The following is a 20,167-nucleotide window of genomic DNA, read 5'->3' on the forward strand; positions in this document are numbered from 1 at the left end:
GTGGGGAGAGGTGGTGTGCCTGGGTCCGGTAACGCGAGCGGCGGCTGCATCGGCGAAGGGGCAGCGGGGAGGGGTGGTGTGGGCGTGAGGTCGGTGCGCTGATCTCTCGCCCGGCAGGCTGTCCGCCTATTTGGGAGCGGTCTTGCGGCTGGCGATTCCCGGGCGGCCGCGGTACCTGTGTTCGGCTGGCGATTGGCAGGAAGCGCCAGCCCCGGTGCGGATTGGCTGTGGTCTTGGCGGCTTGCGCGTCTGCTCCGGCACGGGTTGGCTGTGGCTTTGGCAGGCCGTGCGGCTGCTCGGGCGCGGGTCGGGTCTGGTCGCGGTCGGGCTCCGGCCGTTCCAGGACCTGCGCTCGGCTGGAATCCGATCCGTCACCAACCGTCCATCGCCGAGCCGCTGCGCAGCTCGGCACGTCACGCAGCGGGTGCGGCCGGTGCCGGGGCGGCGGGGCGTGCGGCAGTTGCGTTCGCGCGGTCGCAGCGGGTGAACGTTAGGCAGATACCGGAAAAGGCGACCCCGCGGCACCGTCCGCGCTGGCACACTGGGCTCGTGCTTCTGCTCATCAGCGGCAGTCTGCGGGCCGGTTCGGTCAACGCGGCTGTCATCGCGACCGCAGCCGGGTTTACACCGTCCACTGTGTACGGTGGGCTCGACGGGCTGCCGCACTTCAATCCTGACCGCGATCGGGAGCCGTTGCCTGAAGAGGTCGCGGCGTTGCGGGAGGCGATCGGGGCGGCGGACGGCGTCCTGTTCTGCACCCCGGAGTACGCCGGCGGCCTGCCGGGTTCGTTCAAGAATCTGCTCGACTGGACCATCGGCGGCGGCGAGATGTACGGCAAGCCGGTCGCGTGGATCAACGCGTCTTCGGTCGCCGCGCCGACTGGGGGTGCGGACGCGCACGACTCTCTCCGCAAGACGCTCACCTACGCGGGCACCCGCATCGTCGACGACGCTTGTGCGCGGATTCCCATTCCTCGCCAGGCTGTCGAGAACGGCGCCCTGATCGATCCCGACCTGCGCGGGCGGGTCGCGGTCGCGGTGCGGCGGCTCGTGGTGGCGGCCAAACCGGTCAATCCGTGAACGGCTGAGCCAATTGTGAAGGCTGTCCCGCTCGGCACCGGGCCGAGTATTCCCCAGGATGAAGCTGGTGCGGTACGTAATCCGCCGCTGAGCCTAGTAGCCACGAGAACATGGCGGGGGAACGCGAAAATCGGTGGCCTTGCGGCATTTGCCCGGTTAGCGTCCGCAAGGGTGAGCTACGAGCATCCCCTCGCCTACCTCGTCGGCATCGAAGGAACCGCCTTGCTCCGCGCGTTCACCGGCGAGCACGATCGCGCGTTCGTCGAAGCGCGCCTAGGTGAAATCCGCGCGCTGCTGTCCGATGAAGGCCTGGCCGAAGGCGTCGATGTAACCCAGCTCGCCCCGCGAGATGGTTACGCTCGTTGGGCCGCCGCGTACGACTCCGGTGAGAACGCTGCCTTCGCCGACGAGCCCTACCTCGCGACGATCCTCGACACCATTCCGCCCGGCCGCGCGCTCGATGCTGCCTGCGGCACTGGGCGACTCACTCGCCTCTTGGTCGAGCGTGGGCACCACGTCGTCGCCGTGGACGGTTCGCCCGAGATGCTCAGCCACGCCAAGGCCGACTCGACCCTCGTCGCCGACCTGCAGGAACTCCCGGTCGACGACGGTTCGCAGGACGTGGTGCTCTGCGGGCTCGCGTTGTCGCACGTGCCGGACCTGACGCCGGTGCTCGCGGAGTTCGCCCGCGTCCTCGCTCAGGGCGGGCACCTCGTCCTCTCCGACGTGCATCCCGAGCAGGTCCAGCGCGGATCGATTCCCTCGGTACGCACGGCTGACGGCAAACCGGCTCGGGTGCGCACCTATCACCACCGGGTCGGCGACTATCTGCGTGCGTTTTTCGACGCGGGTCTCACGCCGGTGAGCTGCCAGGAGCCGACGCCGACGCTGGCCCAGCCGCAGCACGTTCCCGGCGGGGGACCGTGGGACCTTTGGCCGTGGTCGCTCAACGGTCTGATCCCAGAAGCCTTGGTCGCGGCGGCGAAAGACGTGCCCTCGATGCTGATCTGGCACTGCCGCAAGAACCCCGCATAACCGGCGCGCATATCGGGCGGTGACTGTCCGCCGCGTAAGTCTCACTCGCAGTTCACGGTGCGGTCAGGCGGTCGCCACACGGCTGCGGCGCAATGGTGGCGTGGATGCTCGCCTGCTGGTCTCGCTGTCCGGGGTCACCACGCGCACGCTGCACCGTTGTGCGCATCTGGCGGCCGAACTCGAACGTCGGCACGTTCCGCTGTCGATTCTGCATGTCGCGCGCACCGAGGACGGGCCGGTCACGGCCTGGGTGCGTACGCGCGCCGCGGCGGGTGACTCGGTGCTGCTCAACGGCTATGACCATCGCATTCCGCCAACGCATCGCGCCGTGCACCTGGGTCGCAAGGCTGAGTTCGCCGTGCTGCCTGCACATGAAGCGCGGCTGAGGCTCATCGCCGCGAAGGCCGCTCTCGACGCGACCGGCGTGACTGTCGACGGTTTCGCGCCGCCGCGTTGGCTCGCGTCGACTGGCACTGTGCAGGCGTTGCGGGAACACGGCTTCACGCTGTGCGCCGACCAGAACGCTGTCCGGGACCTGGTGACCGGCGAGATTCGGCGCGCGCGGGTACAAGACTTCACGAGTCAGTCACACCGTACGGAGACTGTCCGCTGCTTCGCGCTTGTACTGGCCTCTGCCCGGGCCGCTCGCCGGGGCGGGTTGGTGCGGCTTGGTATTGATGCCGCCGACCTCAGCCGCCCCGGCTTGCGGCAGGCGTTGCTGGATGCGGTGGACGTGGCCCTCGAAAACCGGGCCTTCGGGAGCACCTACGGCTCCCTGCGCCACACCGCTCCCGCCTAGACCTCCGTCGCGACGCCTCGTTCCAGCACCTTCACGTCGGTGCCTTCCGGGGCGAGGTTCTGGAACAGCCCGTAGTGCATCGCCGGGTTGGCCAGCACCGCCTCGTGGATCGGCACCGACCGGCGCGGCGCGACCGCGCGCAGGAAGTCCACCGCTTCGCCTGCCTTCAGCCACGGGGCTCCGGTGGGCAGGCCGAGCACGTCGACCTTCTGCTCGGGCACGAAGAACGAGTCGCCCGGGTGGTAGAACGCGCCGTGGTCGACGAGGTAGCCGATGTTCGGGATCACCGGGATATCGGAATGGATCACGGCGTGCTCGCCGCCGACGACCGACACCGAGGTGCCGCCGAACTCGAACGCGTCGCCGGGGCGCGCGACCTCGAACTCCAGATGCAGCTTCTCGATCGCCTCGGCCGAACCGGGGTCGACGATCAGCTTCGCGTCCGGATTCGCCTTGAGCAGCCCGGGCAGCCGTTCGACGTCGAGGTGGTCGAAGTGCTGGTGGGTGATCAGCACCGCGGACAGTTCGCGCTCGGCCTCGAAGCCGGTGGAGAACGTGCCCGGGTCGAGCAGAATCCGCTCCGCGGCGGTCTCGAGCAATACGCAGGAATGTCCGAAATGGACGATCCGCATCAGGTTTCTCCTTACCAAGATCGGTCGGCTCAACCCTACGCCGCGGCCGAGGTCCGGGAGGGCCGCCGATTCCCTCCCGGACCTGGAGGACTTTCCGCGGCCGGTCCCGGATGCCATGCTGGCGGGAAGCCCGGGCAACTGTTGGCAGAGTGTCAGCAACCTCGTAGCCTGGGGGTTCACCGAGACGGGGAGAACGCCGATGACCGCGGTCCAGCCGAAGCCGACGCCCGTCGGCGAGACGTTCGATTCGCTCAGCCCGGCCACCGACGAGGTCGTCGGGACCTATCCGGTGCACACGGCCGACGAGGTCGGCACCGCCGTCGAGCGGGCGAGGGCGGCCGCGCGCTGGTGGGACGGCCTCGGCTTCGCCGGTCGCGCGGAGCGGCTGCAGCGCTGGAAGGGCGTGCTCACCCGGCGGCTCCCGCAGCTGTGCCAGGTCGTGCGCGACGAGACCGGCAAGCCGATCGCGGACGCCCAGCTCGAGAGCGTGCTGGCGATCGAGCACATCGCGTGGGCGGCGAAGAACGCCCGCAAGGTGCTCGGCAAGCACCGCCGCTCGTCCGGCCTCCTGATGGCCAACCAGGCCGCCACCGTCGAGTACCTCCCGCTCGGCGTCGTCGGCGTGATCGGGCCCTGGAACTACCCGGTGTTCACCCCGCTCGGCTCCATCGCCTACGCGCTGGCCGCGGGCAACGCCGTCGTCTTCAAGCCGAGCGAGTACACGCCCGGCGTCGGGAAATGGCTGGTCGACGCGTTCGCCGAGATCGTGCCCGAGCAGCCGGTGCTGCAGCTGATCACCGGTTTCGGCGAGACCGGGGCCGCGCTGGTCGGCTCCGGCGTGGACAAGATCGCGTTCACCGGCTCCGCGACCACCGGCAAGAAGATCATGGCCGCCGCCGCGAACACCCTGACTCCGGTCGTGATCGAGGCGGGCGGCAAGGACGCGCTGCTGGTCGACACGGACGCGGACCTCGAAGCGGCGGCTGATGCCACCGTCTGGGGCGCGTTCTCCAACTCCGGCCAGACCTGCATCGGCGTCGAGCGCGTCTACGTGCACGAACGCGTGGCTGACGAGTTCGTCGCGCGAGTCGTGGAGAAGGCGAAGAACGTGCGCGCCGGCTCCGACGAGGACGCGCAGTACGGCCCGATCACCATGCCCTCGCAGCTCTCGGTGATCCGCAGTCACATCGAGGACGCGTTGAAGCGCGGCGGGAAAGCGCTGGTCGGCGGCGTGGAGAGCGTCGGCGACCGCTACGTCCAGCCCACTGTGCTGGTCGACGTCCCGGAGGACTCCGAGGCGGTGCGCGAGGAGACGTTCGGCCCGACGGTCACCATCGCCAAGGTCCGCGACATGGACGAAGCGATCGAGAAGGCCAACGCGACCAAGTACGGCCTCGGCTCCACGGTGTTCTCGCGGGCGCGCGGCGCCGAGCTGGCGTCGCGGCTGCGCGCAGGCATGACCTCGGTGAACGCTCCGCTTTCGTTCGCCGGCATCGCGTCGCTGCCCTTCGGCGGCGTCGGCGATTCCGGATTCGGCCGGATCCACGGCCCGGAGGGGCTGCGCGAGTTCGCCCGCCCGAAGGCAGTGGCGCGGCAGCGGTTCACCGCTCCGCTCACGCTCACTTCCTTCTCCCGCAAGGAATCCACGGACGCGCTGGTCGCCAAGCTGGTCACCGTCCTGCACGGCAAGCGCTGAGGAGAACTGTTGCCCGGCTTCGGCGATTTCCAGCACGAGATCTACTTCGCCGGGTTGTCCGGCCGCGTCCCGGATTTGCCGATGGCGTACGCGGAACTGGAAGCGCGTGCCGCACAAGCGCTTCCGCCGTCCGTACTGTCCTATGTGGCCGGTGGGGCGGGCGACGAGCGGACCCAGCGCGGGAATGTCGAGGCATTCGAGCGCTGGGGACTGGTCCCACGGATGTTCGTTGGCGCGAACGAACGCGACCTGTCGGTGGACCTGTTCGGGATGACGCTGCCGTCGCCGCTGTTCATGGCACCGGTCGGAGTGATCGGCCTGTGTGCGCAGGACGGGCACGGCGACCTCGCGACCGCACGAGCCAGCGCGCGAACGGGCGTGCCGATGGTCGCTTCGACGCTGAGTGTCGATCCGATGGAAACGCTCGTCCCGGAACTGGGCGACACCCCGAGTTTCTTCCAGCTGTACACGCCAACTGACCGTGATCTCGCCGCCTCGCTCGTGCAACGCGCCGAGGCGGCGGGTTTCCGCGGCATCGTCGTCACGCTCGACACCTGGGTCACCGGATGGCGTCCGCGCGACCTGTCGACGGCGAACTTCCCGCAGCTGCGCGGGCATTGCCTGGCCAACTACTTCGCCGACCCGGTCTTCCGGAAGCGGCTCGGCAAGGCTCCGGAGGACGACCCGGCGGCCGCCGTCGGGCTGTGGGCGCAGCTCTTCGGCAACCCGCTGACCTGGGAAGACCTGCCCTGGCTGCGGTCGCTGACCAAGCTTCCGCTGCTGGTCAAAGGCATTCAGCATCCCGACGACGCCCGCCGCGCGATCGACGGCGGGGTCGACGGGATCTACTGCTCGAACCACGGCGGACGGCAGGCCAATGGCGGTCTCCCGGCGCTGGACTGCCTGGCCGAGGTAGTCGATGCCTCCGGCGGCGCGCCGGTCCTGTTCGACTCCGGCGTTCGCTCCGGAGCTGACGTGGTCAAGGCGCTGGCCTTGGGCGCGACCGCGGTGGGCGTCGGCCGCCCGTACGCGTGGGGTTTGTCGTTGGCTGGTGAGGACGGCGTTGTCCATGTTCTGCGTACCTTGCTGGCTGAAGCTGATCTGATCATGGCTGTCGACGGCTATCCGACGCTTAAGGACCTCACCCGCGAAGCCCTGCGGCGGGTCGGCCAGGCCTGAAACACCGCCGGCCGACCCGACGGTTCACGAGGGAAGGAAGTACCCCTCGTGCTCGTCCCACGGGATCTCGAAATCGTCCAGTTGTACCCGCCACTCCGCGTCCGGAACAGCGCGCCGCAGTTCGGTCACCGAGCCCAGCACCAGTCCGAGCACCGCCATCACCCGGTCGACATCGAACGGCATCTTGGTGGAACCGGCCACGATCGCGTCCGGCTCGCTGCCGCCCTCCTCGTACAGGAAGAGGGATTCCTCGTCCGGGTAAGGGAATGACGACTGGTGGGTGGTGACGATGCGCTCGATCGCGGCCGTCTCGGTGGGGGTGAGCGCGGTCGCCCGGCTCGCGTCGTAGTAGAGGGAAGTGCTCATGGCTGGAACCGTAGCGAGAGGGTCCGACAAAAACGGGCAATGTCGACAAAACGTCAGGCAAACAGCTCGCCGAGCAGCTCCGGATCGAGAACGATCGGAGCGGGCCGGTAGGCGGGCGGCTGCTCGCCCAGCAGTTCGCGCACCAGGAAATCCCAGCCGCGGGCCCGGACATACGACAGGCAGTCGATGAACACGTGCTCGGCGCCGGGCACGATGAGCAGTTCGAAGTCCTTGTTCGCCGCGATCAGCCGATCCGCCAGCCGCAGCGTGTTGTCCGGGTGCACGCGGTCGTCCATCTCGCCGTGGACGAGCAACAGCTTGCCCGTCAGCCGATCCGCGATCTCCACATTGGACGATGCCGCCCACGCCCGCGGATTGTCCGCGCCGTCGTAAGCCTCCACGAAGTCCAGGCTGAAATGCTGCGCGTCGTGCGAACCGGACAAAGCAACGCCGACCCGGTAGACTTCGGGGTAGTCCACCATCGCCCGCACCGTCGCGAATCCGCCGCCGGAATGCCCGAACGCGCCCACGCGGTCCAGATCCATCCACGGCCGCGTCTCGGCGAGCTGTCGCATGGCCGCGAGATGGTCGTCCAGGCTGCCCGCGTCGGCGAGCTTGCCGTAAGACGCGTCGTGGAACGCCTTGCTCCTGCCCGGCGTGCCGCGTCCGTCCACGGCGAGCACCACGAAGCCCAGTGCGGCAAGGGGTTCCGCGTCCAGGCCCATGCCGCCCGGGTCGAACGACGGCGAAACCCGGGTGACCTGCGGGCCGGGATAGATGTTGTCCACGACCGGATACGTCTTCTCCGGATCGAAACCGTGCGGCCGGTACAGCACGCCGTAGATGTCGGTGACCCCGTCGGCCGCCTTGACGCAGAACGGTTCCGGCGGCGTCCAGCCGGTCGCGGCGAGCTTCGTGATGTCCGCCCGCTCCAGCTCGACCAGCACGCGACCGGACCAGTCGCGAACCGTCGCCACCGGCGGGGTGTCCACAGTAGACGCGGAGTCGACGAAGTACGCCATGCTGTCGGGCATCGTGACGACGTGGTCCAGCGAATCGTCGGTCAGCTTGGCGAACCCGGTGCCGTCCAAGCCGATCCGGCACACCGTCCGCCGGTACGGATCCTCCGCGACCAGCCCGGACGCGACGAAGTACACCGTCTCCGCTTCGACGCCCAGGATCTGCCGCACCGCCCAATCGCCGGACGTGACCTGGTTCAGCAGTTCACCGGTGTGCAGGTCGTAGCGATACAGGTGGCCCCAGCCGTCACGCTGGGAGTACCACAGCACCTCGTTCTCCAACACGCGCACGATCGGCGGCTCGTACAGCCACTGGTTGGGCTCGACGCGGGTCGGCCCGGTTTCGCTGAGCACCGTGGTGACCTCGCCGGTCGACGGGTCCATCCGGTGTAGCGTGAGGGTGTGCCGGTCGCGCGGCTGGCCGAGGAAGTACACCGCCGAACCGTCCGCCGCCCACCACGCCCACTTGGCCGTCACCGGCGACATCATCGGCGTGAGCAGCGGTTCGGTCTGTGCGCGGACCGTCGTGCCGGTGGCGACGTCGAGCACTACCAGTTCGGCCAGCGCCATCTTTTCGTCGCCGGGGTAGGGATAGCGCTGGGTGTGCAGCGCCGGTGCGCTGCCGTCCGCGGGCCGGGCTTCGAGCAGGTGCGTCTCGCGGACCTCGCGCTCGTCGGTCTGGTGAGTCAGCACCTTGGTCGAATCCGGCGACCATGCGACCGCGGGCGGCAGGTGCGGCAACCCGAACTTGCGCAGCAGGGTGGCGTTGCCGAGGCTCTCCGGGCTGGTGCCGTACTGATAGCCGGGCGCGCCGTCGGTGGTCAGCGGCCATTCGCGGTCGCCGGACACCGCCCAGAGGTCCGCGCCGCGCTGGGACACCGCGACCTTGCCGTCCGGCGAGGGCACGTCCAGCGGGGCGCCCGGCGGCGTCGCGGCGGGCAGCTGCGTCGGGTCGAAGTCCGGGGTGCGCGTGCCCGCGGCCGGGTCGACGAGGAAGAACTGCTTGCTGTCGCCGTGGTTCACGGCGTACCAGAACCGCGCGCCGCCGTCGATCCACTGTGGACGGACGCGGTCGCCGACGATCAGTTCGCCGGGCCGGGCGAGGCGGCGCAGAAGCAGTTCGGCGGCTTGGTAGTTCTCGATGGTCGGCATGTCCGGGTTCCTTCCCCCAGTTGTTTCTGACTTGCGAAACGCTACGTTGCGTTTCCATATCTTGCCAACCTGCATGTTGCGTTTCAGTGGAGTTTATGCAGGTAAACGTCGGTGAATCGTTGCAATGAACGCTAAGGTCAACGCAATGGCCGTGTTGCAATGAGAGCGAGAGCAACGCTATCCTCGGCGAGAACGAAGGAGATCGCGATGCCCGGCGGCAGGCTCACCCAGCAGGAACGCCACCAGATCGCGGTCGGGCTCGCCGACGGTCTTGCGTACGCGGAGATCGCCCGCGGGCTCGACCGGCCCACCTCGACGGTCACGCGCGAAGTACTGCGCAACGGCGGCCCGGCCGGCTACCGCGCCGACCTCGCCCAGCACGCCACCGAACACCGCGCCCACCGGAGCAGGCAATCATCGTCCCGACGGGCTCGCCCAGTTCCGCCGGAGGGCGGACGCGACGCCGAGGCGGTGCGCGAGTACGAGGAGTCGTTCGCCACCGTCTTCACCGACGCCGGGTTGCCGAAGATGACCGCGCGGCTGCTGGTCGCGCTCTACACCACGGATTCCGGCGGTCTCACCGCGGCCGAACTCGTCCGGCGGCTGCAGGTCAGCCCCGCGTCGGTGTCGAAAGCGATCAAGTTCCTCGAACACCAGGGCTTGGTGCGCCGAGAACGCGACGAGGGCCGTCGCGAGCGCTACCTGGTCGACGACGACGTCTTCTACGAGTCGATGATGGCCACCGTCAGCGCCAACCTCCGCCTCGCCGAAACCGCGCGGCGCGGTGTCGAAGTGCTGGGCCCGGACACGGAGGCGGCTGTCCGGCTGGAGGGCATCGCGCGCTTTGTCGACGTCGTCGCGGACAGCATCCGCCGTTCCGCGGAGGAGGCTCGCGACATCCTGCACGCCTACCGGGAAGAGCGCTCGCAACCGTTCGGCTGATCGCCAAAGCCGACGTTACAATGGCCGCGGCATGTGGTTGCAGGAAAAGGCTGGGCGGCTATCCGCCTTGTTGCTCGTCGTCAGCTTGACAGTGATCGCCGTCGGTGCGGCGGCCGTCGTCAGCCGCTTCAATCCCGTTGACCTGCAGGTCTATCGCTTCGGCGCGGACGCCGTCCTCCACGGTGGCGACCTTTACGGCGCTCTCCCCGCCACGACGGCAGGCTCCATGCTGCCCTTCATCTACCCGCCGTTCGCCGCGATTCTCTTCTCCGCCTTGGCACTTCCTCCGCTGTCTGTCGCGTCCTTTGTGCTCGATTTCGTCTCGGTCGTCTCACTCTGGGTCGTCCTGTACGTCGTGGTCCGCCGTCTGCGGCAGGGCTGGAACCGCCGCACCGCCGCAGTGACCGCGTCCGCGCTCGCCGGTGCTGCTTTTGCCTTCGAACCGGTACGCTCGACGCTCTCTTTTGGACAAATCAACCTCGTCCTAATGGCACTAGTCGTGGTCGATTGCCTTGTGCCCAACCCGCGCTGGCCACGCGGCCTGCTAGTCGGCCTCGCCGCCGCGATCAAGGTAACGCCCGCCGGTTTCCTGCTGTTCTTCTTGCTCACCAAGGATTTCCGCGCCGCCCGAAACGCCCTTTTCACCGGTGCCGCAGCCACGCTGATCGGTTTCCTGGTCGCTCCGCGCGCGTCCGCCGAGTACTTCTTCGGCGGCGGTCTCACCGGCGCCGACGGATTCAGCGGATCTCCCTACGCGACCAACCAGACCATCGAAGGCGCCCTCAACCGGCTCGCCCTGCTGCCGCGCACGCACGACCTGCTGTGGCTGGCCTCGTCCGCGTTCGTCCTGATCGCCGCCGTCCTCGTCATGCGACGCGTCGACGGACTGCTCGCCTTCGTCGTCAACGCGGCGACCGTGCTCGTCCTGTCGCCGATTTCCTGGTCGCACCATTGGGTTTGGATCGTGCCCGCAGCACTCATCCTCGCCGCGCGGGTTCGCACGCCCGGCACCGGCGCGGCGTTGCTCGCGGGGCTCGCGGTCTTCATCGTCGCGCCGCACACTTTCGTGCCGTCCAGCGGAATGCAAGAACTCGCGTGGACGCCGTGGCAGCACCTGGTCGGCGACTCCTACCTCATTCTCGGGCTGGGTTTCCTTGCCGGGCAGCTATTCTCGCTGCAGCTCGCCCGCGTTCCCGCCCTGGAACGCGCCCGTTAGGCGGAACCGGGCCATGCCAGGGTCACCAGATCCCGGCCGGAAGACCCGAGATCTGGCGGCATTTCCGGGTCCACGCCCATCTCCAGCAACGCCCGCTCGACCTCCCCGGCCGCGTCGGCAGGAAGACACAATCGCCGCCGGACGACGTCCACCATCGTCGCGAACTCCGCGTACTCCCGCTCCGGCGGCCGTTGCCACACCACGACTTTCGGCTCGATCCCGATTTCCGCGAGCGCTGCGAGAAGATCCTCGGCAGTCGGCCCAGTTGGTCGCTCAATACCGTGAAACCGTTGCCACAACGGATTAAGCGCGGTCAACGGATGCCGCGCGGCCGTCTCGACTACCACCCGCCGCCGCGCCGCCGCAGTGAGCGCCGCGGCGAACGGGGCCAGGTCGGGGACGTTGTAGACCACGTTCCCGCACACGACGACATCCGCCACACCGGCTGACTCGGCAAGCTCGGGCCACCTGCCGGACAACAGCCGATGCTCCACGCCCGCCGCCCGCTCGGCGAACGCGGCGAGCAACTCGTCGTCAGTGTCCAACGCCGTCACCGAGGTGACGTTCGATCGGCCGACCAGGGACAGACTCGCCGCCCCGGCCGCCGCGCCGACGTCGAGCACCGTGCCCGGCTCCCGCAAAGCCTCGGCAGCCAACCGATGCGTCGCCCCGATCGGCTCGGCGATCTGCCGATCGGCCCGCCGCAGAAACACCTCCCGCGGCAGAACCCACGGCGATTCCGGAGGATGCACGGTGTCCGGAATCGCCCAGGCGGCAAGGAGATCCCGCCAGGTTGACAGAGCGGTCATCGAGCCCGGATCAGGTCCGCCGCCTTCTCCGCCACCATGATCGTCGGCGCGTTGGTGTTCCCTCGCGGCACCACCGGCATCACCGAAGCGTCCACCACCCGCAGCCCCGAAACTCCGCGCACCTTCAAGTCCGGATCCACCACCGCGTGCTCGCCGCTGCCCATCGCGCACGTGCCGACCGGGTGATACAGCGTCTGCGTGTTCTCCCGGACATGCTCAGTCAGCGCCTCATCCGACAGCTCATGCGTCGCGGGCAGGAACGGCCGGTCCAAGAACTTCGCCAGCGGACCCGACCGGCCGATCTCGATCAGCGACCGCAGCGCCGACTTGATCGACTCCAGATCGATCGACTCCGCGTAGTAAGCCGGGTCGATTTCCGGCTTCCACAACGGATTCGCCGACTTCAACCGCAGCCGCCCCCTGCTCGCGACGTCGACCAGGGTGGCTGCGGAGGTGAAGCCAGGGCAGGTCGGCTCGCGCATTCCGTTGTCGTAGAACAACGTCGGGGCCACGTGGATCTGCATGTCCGGCGCGGCCAGCCCGTCGCGGGTCGAGTAGAACGCGCCCGCCTCGCCGATGTTCGACGCGAGCGGGCCGCGTTTGGTCAGCTGGTAGCGCATCAGCCCGGCGGGCGTCGCGGAGTCCGCGATGTCGGTCGTGCCCTTAGTCGACCAGATCACGCCGACCGCCGGGTGGTCGTGCAGGTTGTCGCCGACCCCGGGCAGCGCGGCGACCACGTCGATGCCCAGTTCGCGCAGCTGCTCGGCCGGTCCGACTCCGGACAGCATCAGCAGTTGCGGCGAGTTGATCGCGCCGCCGGACAGCAGCACCTCGGCGTCCGCGCGGACGGTCGTCGGCACGCCTTTGTCCAGATAGGACACTCCGACCGCGCGGGTGCCCTCGAAGACAACGTTGGTGACCTGCGCGTTCGTGCGCACCGTGAGATTTGGCCGCTCCAGGGCAGGCCGCAGGTAAGCGTCCGCGGTGGACCAGCGACGGCCGCGTTTGCAGGTGACCTGATAGAGCCCGGCCCCCTCCTGCGACTCGCCGTTGAAGTCGTCGGTGTGCTTGAGCCCCCACGAAACGGCGCTGTCCACCCATGCGGTCGACAGCTCGTGCGTGAACCGCCGGTCCTCGACGTGCAGCGGGCCGTCCGTGCCGTGCAGCGGATCGCCGAAGCGCTGGTTGCCTTCGGCGCGCTTGAAGTACGGCAGGACGTCGTCCCAGCCCCAGCCGGTGGCTCCGTGCGCATCGCGCCAGCCGTCGTAGTCGGCGCGGTTGCCGCGGATATAGATCATCGCGTTGATCGACGAGCAGCCCCCGAGCATCCGGCCGCGCGGCCAGTACGCCGTCTTGCCGGTGTGCTTCTGCTCGACGGTCTCGTAGTTCCAGTCCCACTTCGTCTTGAACAGCGACGCGAACGCCGCCGGGATCCGGATCTCGTCCGCGGTGTCCTCGCCGCCCGCCTCGAGCAGCAGCACCCGCGCGGACGGGTCCTCGCTCAGCCGGTTCGCCAGCACGCAGCCCGCGCTGCCCGCGCCGACGATCACGTAGTCGAAGGAGTCCTGCTCTGGCACGCTGCCTCCCGGTGGTGTTGACACCCTGTCAACGACACATCATGGCGCAGGTCACGCTACGCGCAAGTCCCCGGAAAACCGATCAGTCGGAAGGGGCATCGAACCCGGCGGAATTCGGCGCCCCGCGCGACGGCGTGGGTCACGTCTCCTCCCCGACACCGGTCTGTCTGCCGGTCCAGCTGGTGAAGTACGCTTCAAGCGCACCCACGACCTGCAGAAATAAGGAGCAGCCAGCCGTGGCTCGAGTCGTTGTCGACGTCATGCCCAAACCCGAGATCCTCGACCCGCAGGGCCAGGCGGTGGCGCGTGCGCTGCCGCGGCTGGGCTTCTCCGGGGTCGCCAACGTGCGCCAGGGGCGGCACTTCGAACTCGAGGTCGACGACGACGTCGATGACGAGACGCTGGCCAAGATGGCCGAGGGCTTCCTCGCCAACCCGGTGATCGAGCAGTGGACGATCCGGCGGGTCGAGGCGTGAGCGCCCGCATCGGCGTCATCACCTTCCCCGGCACGCTCGACGACGGCGACGCCGCCCGCGCGGTCCGCTACGCCGACGCCGAAGCCGTTTCGCTCTGGCACGCCGACGACGACCTGAAGGGCGTCGACGCGGTCGTCGTCCCGGGCGGCTTCTCCTACGGCGACTACCTGCGCGCCGGCGTGATCGCCCGCTACGCGCCGGTGATGACCTCGGTCATCGACGCCGCCCGCAAGGGCATGCCGGTGCTCGGCATCTGCAACGGCTTCCAGATCCTGTGCGAGGCCGGTCTGCTTCCCGGCGCGATGATCCGCAACGTCGGCCTGCACTTCGTGTGCCGCGACCAGTGGCTGCGCGTCGACAACAACACCACCGCGTGGACCACGCGCTACGAGGCGGGCGCGGAAATCCTGGTGCCGCTCAAGAACAACGACGGCTGCTACGTCGCCGACCAGTCCACTGTGGACATGCTGGAGGCGGAGGGCCGGGTGGCGTTCCGCTACGTCGGCGGCAACCCGAACGGCTCCCGCAACGACATCGCGGGCGTCACCAGCGAGAACGGCCGCGCGGTCGGTCTCATGCCGCACCCGGAGCACGCGATCGACGCGCTCACCGGCCCGTCCGACGACGGCCTCGGCATGTTCTACAGCGCGGTCGACGCGCTCGTGAAGGCCTGAGCCAAAGGTACGTGAGGGGAACCCTGAGGGAATCTGATTCCCTCAGGGTTCCCCTCACGGCTTTTACTTGCTGTGGTCGCTGGAGAGCCAGCGCTCGGTGCGCACCCGCACCAGCACCGAGGTCTCCTTGAGCGAGCCCTCGACAAACTCCCGTGCGTTCGCCTCGGACGCGTACCGCGAGGCAATGGCGAGCGCCTGCTCCTCGGTCGGCGCAGAGGACCGGTCCACGACCGGACCGGACACCGTGACGTACTTGTACGGCTGGGTTTCTTGCTGCACCGTGAGGCTCAGCTTGCCCGAGGCCTCGATCGCCCGGTCCTTCGCCGACCCCCGGTCCATCCAGATCAGCAGCTCGCCGCCGGGCTCGTAGTCGTACCAGACCGGAACCGCGAGCGGAGCCGCGCCGTCCCGGCCGATCGACAGCACACCCACGCGCTTCTCTGCGAGGAACTTCTCTCGTTCGTCCACCGTCATGACCGCCATCCGGCGTCACCCCCAGGCTAGAAAGATCAGGATCCGCTTGTGCCCAACGCCGAATCCCGGGCAGACATTCCGTGTTGTTCGCCTCGGCCACACCGCCTGATCAGTTCGAACTGACGGGACCATGCCGCGGGATCGCGCCGGCTTAAAGGCGATCCCGCCGCCTCGGCGAAGCCGAGGCAGAAGACTCAGCCGAGCCGGAAGACCAGTGCCGTGGACTGCCCGTTGTAGATCCCGCGGACTCCGTAAACGACCCCGTCTGCCCAGAACAAGCGGCAGAACCACGGTGCCAAGCGGCGATTGCCGGAACCCGGGAGCGAGACCGTGCGCACGGGTGTCACCGCTCCGGTGTCCAGTGAGAACTTGACGATGTGCTGATCAGGACTGTCCTGGCCAGCGGAGACCACGGCGATCACCTGCCCGCCCTCCACCGCGAGCGGTGCCGCGACAATGCCGCCGCCGGGTGCCGGGGCTTCCCAGCGTTTGGCACCGGTGCGGAGGTCGAACGCGGCGAGGCGGTTGGGCTTCTGCGGGTTTGTCAGGGCGATCATCGTGGTGCCCGTGACGAGTGCTCGCGAACGTCGATGTGACGTGCCGTTGGAGACCCCGCTCAGGCTGTAGCCGAATCCGTCGTCGCCCATGAAGCCGTTCAACGCGTCTCCGGCCTCGATGGTGGAAACCGGTTCGAGCGAGTCGTCGAGAGTTTCATACAACCCTTTCGATGTATCGCTGAGGTAGGCGACCAGCGGCGACGCGCTCACCCACGCCATCGTGAGGAAGGACTTGCTCTTCACGAACTCGTTGTGCTGCTTGATTTTTCCGGTCGCGGGATCGACGGCAACGGCGACGTACAAGTCGTCGCCGGCGTCCTTGGCGCTGCAGTGGGACAGCAGCACGAAGTCCGCGCTGCGCGGCATCCCGTCCGACGGGATGCAGTTCGAGTACACCTTCTCGTCGGTCGGTGGCGTGACCTCGGACCAGCGGACGGCGCCGGTGGCCGCGTCCAGCCCGAGCAGCTGCTGGTAGTGCACGACCACGACCGAACCGCCGACGATCGCCAGCACTGCGTGCTCGTCGAGTTTCGCCTCCGACGGGCTTCCCGACGAGGTGATGGGCATCGCCTGCTGCCATAGCAGCTTTCCCGCGTTGACATCCAGCACGGCCGCGCTCGAGCAGAGATCCCCATAGCCGACGGCGACGTGGTTATCGACGACGGAGGTGCTCGCCCCGCAGAAATGGCCGGAGGGGGAGGGGATCCTCCAGCGTTCCTTGCCGTCGCTCCGTGCGTACGCGACCGCATAGGTGTCGTTCACCAGCACCAGATCGTCGCCCACGACCCAGGAATCGATGCCGTTCTCGTACGGCGGGATCCGGTCCGATCCCAGCTGCCACGGACCTGGCTGTGACACCGCGATCGCGTGGCCGGGCACCTTGCCGCTGTTGAGCGCAAGCGGTACCACGATCGCCGCGATCACCACGGCTACCAGAAATGCCGAGCTTGCGAGGAGGGCCCGCCGGCCACCTATTTTGTCAGTCACTACCCGCTCCCCTTTCGATGCGGATAGTGTATTTGGGGAAATCTGATTCCCCCAAAGTTCACCCACAGCTTTCACTGCGCCAGATTTGTCGTCCGGGAATCGCGCTTCAGCTCGCGGCCGCGACCAGCTTCGCGTACGGGCCGTCCGACGCCAGCAAGTCCTGGTGCGGGCCAAGCTCGGTGATCCGCCCGCCTTCGACCACCGCGACCCGGTCCGCCGCCGCGGCCGTGTGCAGCCGGTGCGCGATCGCGATCACCGTGCGGCCTTCGAGCACCGCGTTCAGCGACCGTTCCAGCTCCCGTGCCGAACCGGTGTCCAGCAACGACGTCGCCTCGTCCAGCACCAGCGTGTGCGGGTCGGCCAGGACGACCCGGGCGAGCGCCAGTTGCTGCGCGAGCCCGGCCGGGACCGAGTACGCGCCGGAGCCGAGTTGGGTGTCCAGACCGTCCGGCAGCCCGGCCGCCCATTCCGCCGCACCGGCGGACGCGAGCGAGGCCATCAGTTCCTCGTCGGTCCAGTCGCCACCGTCGCGCCGGGCGGGCAGCGCCAGGTTTTCCCGCAGCGTCCCGGAAAACGTGTGGTGCTCCTGCGTCAGCAGCAGAACCTCGCCGCGCAGCACGTCGTCCGCGAGCGTCGACACCTCGGTGCCGCCGACCTGGATCGAACCCGCCGTCGGCGCCGAAATCCCGGCCAGCAGCCTGCCCAGCGTCGACTTGCCCGCACCCGACGGCCCGACGATCGCCAGCCGTTCGCCGCGCGGCACACTCAGGCTGATGCCGTGCAGCACCTCGCGATCCGCGGTGTAGCCGAACCGGACGTCGCGGACCTCGATGTCGCGTCCGCGCGGCACGTCGGCGATCTTCTCGGCCGTTTCGGTCGGCCGCACGCCGAGGATCCGGCGTGCGGCGGCGATCGCGACCTGCAGGTCTTCCAGCCAGAACAGCGCCTCGTTGAGCGGCGTGGTCATCGCCTGCGCGTACGCCAGCATCGTGGTGATCGTGCCGAGCCCGGCCCAGCCCTGCTGGTACGCGAACAGCCCGAGCAGCAGCAGCGCCGCGATCGGCAGGACGTAGCTGAACTCCAGCGACGGCAGCCAGCGCAGCTGATACGCCCGCATCCGCCGCTCGCCGAGCACCGCCTGGTCGAGCGCGCGATGTCCGGTGCCCAGCCGCCGTTCGGTGAGGCTCAGCGCCTCCGCGGTCCGCGCGCCCTCCACCGTCTCGTGGGTGACCGACTGCAGGTCGCCCCACCGGTCGAGCATCCACGCGAACGCCTTCGGAATCACCCGCTGGTACCAGATGTTCACCGGGACCAGCAGCGGCAGCGCGACGAGCAGGGTGAGCGCGAGCAGCGGAGACGTCACGATCATCGCGATAGTCGTCAGCAGCACGGTTGCGGTGGCGATCAGGATTTCCGGCGCGGCGAAGCGCACCGCGTGGTCCAGCCTGCTGATGTCGCTGGTCGCGCGGCTGAGCAGGTCGCCTGTTCCGGCCGCCTCGACGGTGCCGAGCGGCAGGTCGAGTGCGTTCTTGACGAACCGTTCGCGGTTCTCCGCCAGCACGCGTTCGCCGAACACGCGCCCGCGCAGCCGGGCCGCCTTCTTCGCCCACGCCTGCAGCACGAGCACCACCACGAACGCCGCCGCCAGCAGGTCGACCCGCATCGTCGTGCCGTGGCTGACCACGCCGTCCACCAGGAGGCCGAGCAACTGCGGCCCGGCCAGCCCGATCAGCGTGGCCAGGAAGAACAGGCCGAGCATCAAGGAGAACTCGCGCCGGTGCTCGGCGGCCGTGCGCCGCACCCATTGCCGGACCTCGCGCCTCGACGCGAGCGGGAGCCGCGTCGTCATACCGTCACTGCCTTTCCGTGCACGACCTCGTCGGCCACGTTCCTCCACAATGGACTCTGGCTGAACACCACCGTGGTCCTTCCGTTCCGCAATTCCTTGGCGCGCTGGGTGATCCGGGCCTCGGTGTGCGCGTCGACGGCCGAGGTCGGCTCGTCCAGCAGCAGCACGTCGGCGTCGGTCGCGAGCGCCCGGGCCAGGCTCAGCCGTTGTCGCTGGCCGCCGGACACTTCCCGTCCGCGTTCGCCGATCAGCTCGTCGACGCCGCGCGGCAGTGCTTCGACGATGTCCTCGGCGTCCGCCGCGTGCAGCGCCGCGAAGATGTCGACGTTGCCCGGACGCGCGGGCTCCAGCTGTTCGCGCAGCACGCCGGAGAACCAGATGTCCTGGTTGTGTGCGTACACCACGCGGGTCCGCAACTCGGCGAGCGCGACGCGATCCGCGGGCACCCCGCCGACCAGCACCTTTTCGTCCTCGCCCGGATCGGCGAACCGGGCCATCCGCTCGGCGATCGCTTCCGCTTCGGCACCGAGGTCGACCACCGTCAGCTTGCCCGGCGCGACCCGGATGCCGCTGGTCGTGTCCACCAGTTCCAGCGGCCCGTCCGGCAGCGGCTGCGGCGACGCCGGGTCGGCCAACCTCGGCCGCAGGGAGAGCAGCCCGCACACCTTGCGCGCCGCGACCAGGCCCGAGGTGAGTGCGCTGACCTGCTCGGTCGCCGTGCTCACCGGCACCACCAGGAACGCCGAAACGCCGTAGAACGCGACCAGTTCGCCGACGCCGATCGTGCCGTCGAGCGCGAGCCGGGCGCCCAGCCAGGTGATCGCCACCGTGACCAGTCCGGGCAGCAGCACTTCCGCGGCGGCGAGCCACGATTCGCTGCGCCCGACCTCGACGCCGGACCGGCGCACCAGCTGGCTGGCGTCGTGGAACCGGCGCAGGAACCGCCGTTCGCCACCGACACCGCGCAGGATCCGCAGCCCGGACACGATGTCCGCGCCGAGCGCGTTCACGTCGCTCAGGTTCTCCCGCTGCGTGGCCTTGCGCTTCTGCAGCGGCGCGAGCAGCGGGCCGATGCCGAGCACCGCGAGCGGGACGCCGACGAGCGCGACGATGCCCAGCAACGGCGACGTGCCGAGCATCGCGATCCCGATGACCACGAAGGCCACGAGCGACCCGATGGTGCGGCCGATGACCTCGAACGCGTTGCCGATCCAGTTCATGTCCGACGAGGTGACCGCGACGACGTTGCCGGTGCTGGCCGCCTCGCGCAGGCTCGCCCCGAGCCGGGTCGTGTGGTCGGTGACCAGGCGTTGCGTGGTGCCCGCGCCGTGTATCCACATGCCGTACGCCGCGAAGTGCAGCCCGGTGCCGAGCAGGGCCTGCACCACGCCGAGCACGCCGGCGACCACCGCCCAGCGCCAGAGCGAGGAGGTGTCGCCGTCCGCGATCGCGCCGACGCCGCGGCCGATCACCAGCGGCAGCAGGGCGCTCGGCAGCGACCAGCCCGCCCCGGTCACCGCCGCGCCGAGGACGAGCCACGGCCGCGCGCGCAGGACCGCCAGCAGATACCGGACCGGCGTCGGACGCTGCGGGAGTCGGATGTCGGGAAAGCGGTACGTGGCGGAAAGCACGATCACTGACGCTAAGC

Annotated in this window: 18 protein-coding genes; 9 read left to right on the forward strand and 9 right to left on the reverse strand. The window is 69.0% G+C overall.

The window, feature by feature from the left end:
• The first annotated feature begins 549 nt into the window (after positions 1-549).
• The 3 genes from D0D37_RS35200 (at position 550) to D0D37_RS35210 (ending at position 2,914) form a co-directional block, all read left to right on the forward strand.
• Complete coding sequence (locus tag D0D37_RS35200) at positions 550-1,080, forward strand: NADPH-dependent FMN reductase (protein WP_116204901.1); 531 nt, start codon at positions 550-552, stop codon at positions 1,078-1,080.
• A 171-nt stretch (positions 1,081-1,251) separates the two neighbouring features.
• Positions 1,252-2,115: a class I SAM-dependent methyltransferase gene (locus tag D0D37_RS35205; protein ID WP_116204902.1), complete on the forward strand. Its 864-nt coding sequence runs from the start codon at positions 1,252-1,254 to the stop codon at positions 2,113-2,115.
• A 100-nt stretch (positions 2,116-2,215) separates the two neighbouring features.
• Entirely contained in the window at positions 2,216-2,914 is a 699-nt protein-coding gene (locus D0D37_RS35210) for a DUF2334 domain-containing protein (protein WP_208720284.1), read from the forward strand.
• Here D0D37_RS35210 and D0D37_RS35215 read toward each other — a convergent pair.
• Positions 2,911-3,546 (reverse strand): MBL fold metallo-hydrolase, encoded by a 636-nt coding sequence (locus D0D37_RS35215; protein ID WP_116204903.1) that lies wholly within the window; start codon positions 3,544-3,546, stop codon positions 2,911-2,913. The two genes, D0D37_RS35210 and D0D37_RS35215, sit on opposite strands and share 4 nt — an antisense overlap.
• A gap of 199 nt (positions 3,547-3,745) precedes the next feature.
• Here D0D37_RS35215 and D0D37_RS35220 point away from each other — a divergent pair, with 199 nt between their 5' ends.
• Positions 3,746-5,242: an aldehyde dehydrogenase family protein gene (locus D0D37_RS35220; RefSeq protein WP_116204904.1), complete on the forward strand. Its 1,497-nt coding sequence runs from the start codon at positions 3,746-3,748 to the stop codon at positions 5,240-5,242.
• Positions 5,243-5,251: 9 nt separating this feature from the next.
• Entirely contained in the window at positions 5,252-6,421 is a 1,170-nt protein-coding gene (locus D0D37_RS35225) for a lactate 2-monooxygenase (protein WP_116204905.1), read from the forward strand.
• Positions 6,422-6,445: 24 nt separating this feature from the next.
• Here the strand turns inward: D0D37_RS35225 and D0D37_RS35230 are convergent, their stop codons facing one another.
• Positions 6,446-6,787 carry a hypothetical protein gene (locus D0D37_RS35230; RefSeq protein WP_116204906.1) on the reverse strand — a complete coding sequence of 114 codons (342 nt, stop codon included), beginning with the start codon at positions 6,785-6,787 and terminating at the stop codon, positions 6,446-6,448.
• Between the two features lie 53 nt (positions 6,788-6,840).
• Positions 6,841-8,958, reverse strand: a complete 2,118-nt coding sequence (locus D0D37_RS35235) for a S9 family peptidase (RefSeq protein ID WP_116204907.1) — start codon at positions 8,956-8,958, stop codon at positions 6,841-6,843.
• 207 nt (positions 8,959-9,165) lie between these two features.
• Between D0D37_RS35235 and D0D37_RS35240 the strand changes: the two genes are divergently transcribed.
• Positions 9,166-9,900 carry a GbsR/MarR family transcriptional regulator gene (locus D0D37_RS35240; protein WP_116204908.1) on the forward strand — a complete coding sequence of 245 codons (735 nt, stop codon included), beginning with the start codon at positions 9,166-9,168 and terminating at the stop codon, positions 9,898-9,900.
• Positions 9,901-9,931: 31 nt separating this feature from the next.
• Positions 9,932-11,116 (forward strand): glycosyltransferase 87 family protein, encoded by a 1,185-nt coding sequence (locus tag D0D37_RS35245; RefSeq protein ID WP_116204909.1) that lies wholly within the window; start codon positions 9,932-9,934, stop codon positions 11,114-11,116.
• Here the strand turns inward: D0D37_RS35245 and D0D37_RS35250 are convergent.
• Together D0D37_RS35250 and D0D37_RS35255 are read right to left on the reverse strand one after the other, a co-directional pair.
• Positions 11,113-11,925 (reverse strand): methyltransferase domain-containing protein, encoded by an 813-nt coding sequence (locus D0D37_RS35250; protein WP_116204910.1) that lies wholly within the window; start codon positions 11,923-11,925, stop codon positions 11,113-11,115. The genes D0D37_RS35245 and D0D37_RS35250 overlap by 4 nt on opposite strands.
• Positions 11,922-13,502 carry a GMC family oxidoreductase gene (locus D0D37_RS35255; RefSeq protein WP_116204911.1) on the reverse strand — a complete coding sequence of 527 codons (1,581 nt, stop codon included), beginning with the start codon at positions 13,500-13,502 and terminating at the stop codon, positions 11,922-11,924. The genes D0D37_RS35250 and D0D37_RS35255 overlap by 4 nt, the downstream gene beginning before the upstream one ends.
• A 236-nt stretch (positions 13,503-13,738) precedes the next feature.
• Here D0D37_RS35255 and purS point away from each other — a divergent pair, with 236 nt between their 5' ends.
• Positions 13,739-13,978, forward strand: a complete 240-nt coding sequence (gene purS / locus D0D37_RS35260; protein ID WP_116204912.1) for a phosphoribosylformylglycinamidine synthase subunit PurS — start codon at positions 13,739-13,741, stop codon at positions 13,976-13,978.
• Positions 13,975-14,652 (forward strand): phosphoribosylformylglycinamidine synthase subunit PurQ, encoded by a 678-nt coding sequence (gene purQ / locus D0D37_RS35265; protein ID WP_116204913.1) that lies wholly within the window; start codon positions 13,975-13,977, stop codon positions 14,650-14,652. Before purS ends, purQ begins: the two co-directional genes overlap by 4 nt.
• A gap of 63 nt (positions 14,653-14,715) precedes the next feature.
• Here the strand turns inward: purQ and D0D37_RS35270 are convergent, their stop codons facing one another.
• From D0D37_RS35270 to D0D37_RS35285, 4 genes are all read right to left on the reverse strand, one after another.
• Entirely contained in the window at positions 14,716-15,135 is a 420-nt protein-coding gene (locus D0D37_RS35270; RefSeq protein WP_116204914.1) for a pyridoxamine 5'-phosphate oxidase family protein, read from the reverse strand.
• A gap of 185 nt (positions 15,136-15,320) precedes the next feature.
• Positions 15,321-16,670 (reverse strand): outer membrane protein assembly factor BamB family protein, encoded by a 1,350-nt coding sequence (locus D0D37_RS35275; RefSeq protein WP_162834620.1) that lies wholly within the window; start codon positions 16,668-16,670, stop codon positions 15,321-15,323.
• Positions 16,671-16,776: 106 nt separating this feature from the next.
• Positions 16,777-18,519 carry an ABC transporter ATP-binding protein gene (locus D0D37_RS35280; RefSeq protein WP_116204916.1) on the reverse strand — a complete coding sequence of 581 codons (1,743 nt, stop codon included), beginning with the start codon at positions 18,517-18,519 and terminating at the stop codon, positions 16,777-16,779.
• Complete coding sequence (locus tag D0D37_RS35285; protein ID WP_116204927.1) at positions 18,516-20,150, reverse strand: ABC transporter ATP-binding protein; 1,635 nt, start codon at positions 20,148-20,150, stop codon at positions 18,516-18,518. Before D0D37_RS35285 ends, D0D37_RS35280 begins: the two co-directional genes overlap by 4 nt.
• Positions 20,151-20,167 lie beyond the last annotated feature (17 nt).

It is taken from the genome of Amycolatopsis circi (assembly GCF_003385235.1).
Classification (GTDB): Bacteria; Actinomycetota; Actinomycetes; order Mycobacteriales; family Pseudonocardiaceae; genus Amycolatopsis; species Amycolatopsis circi.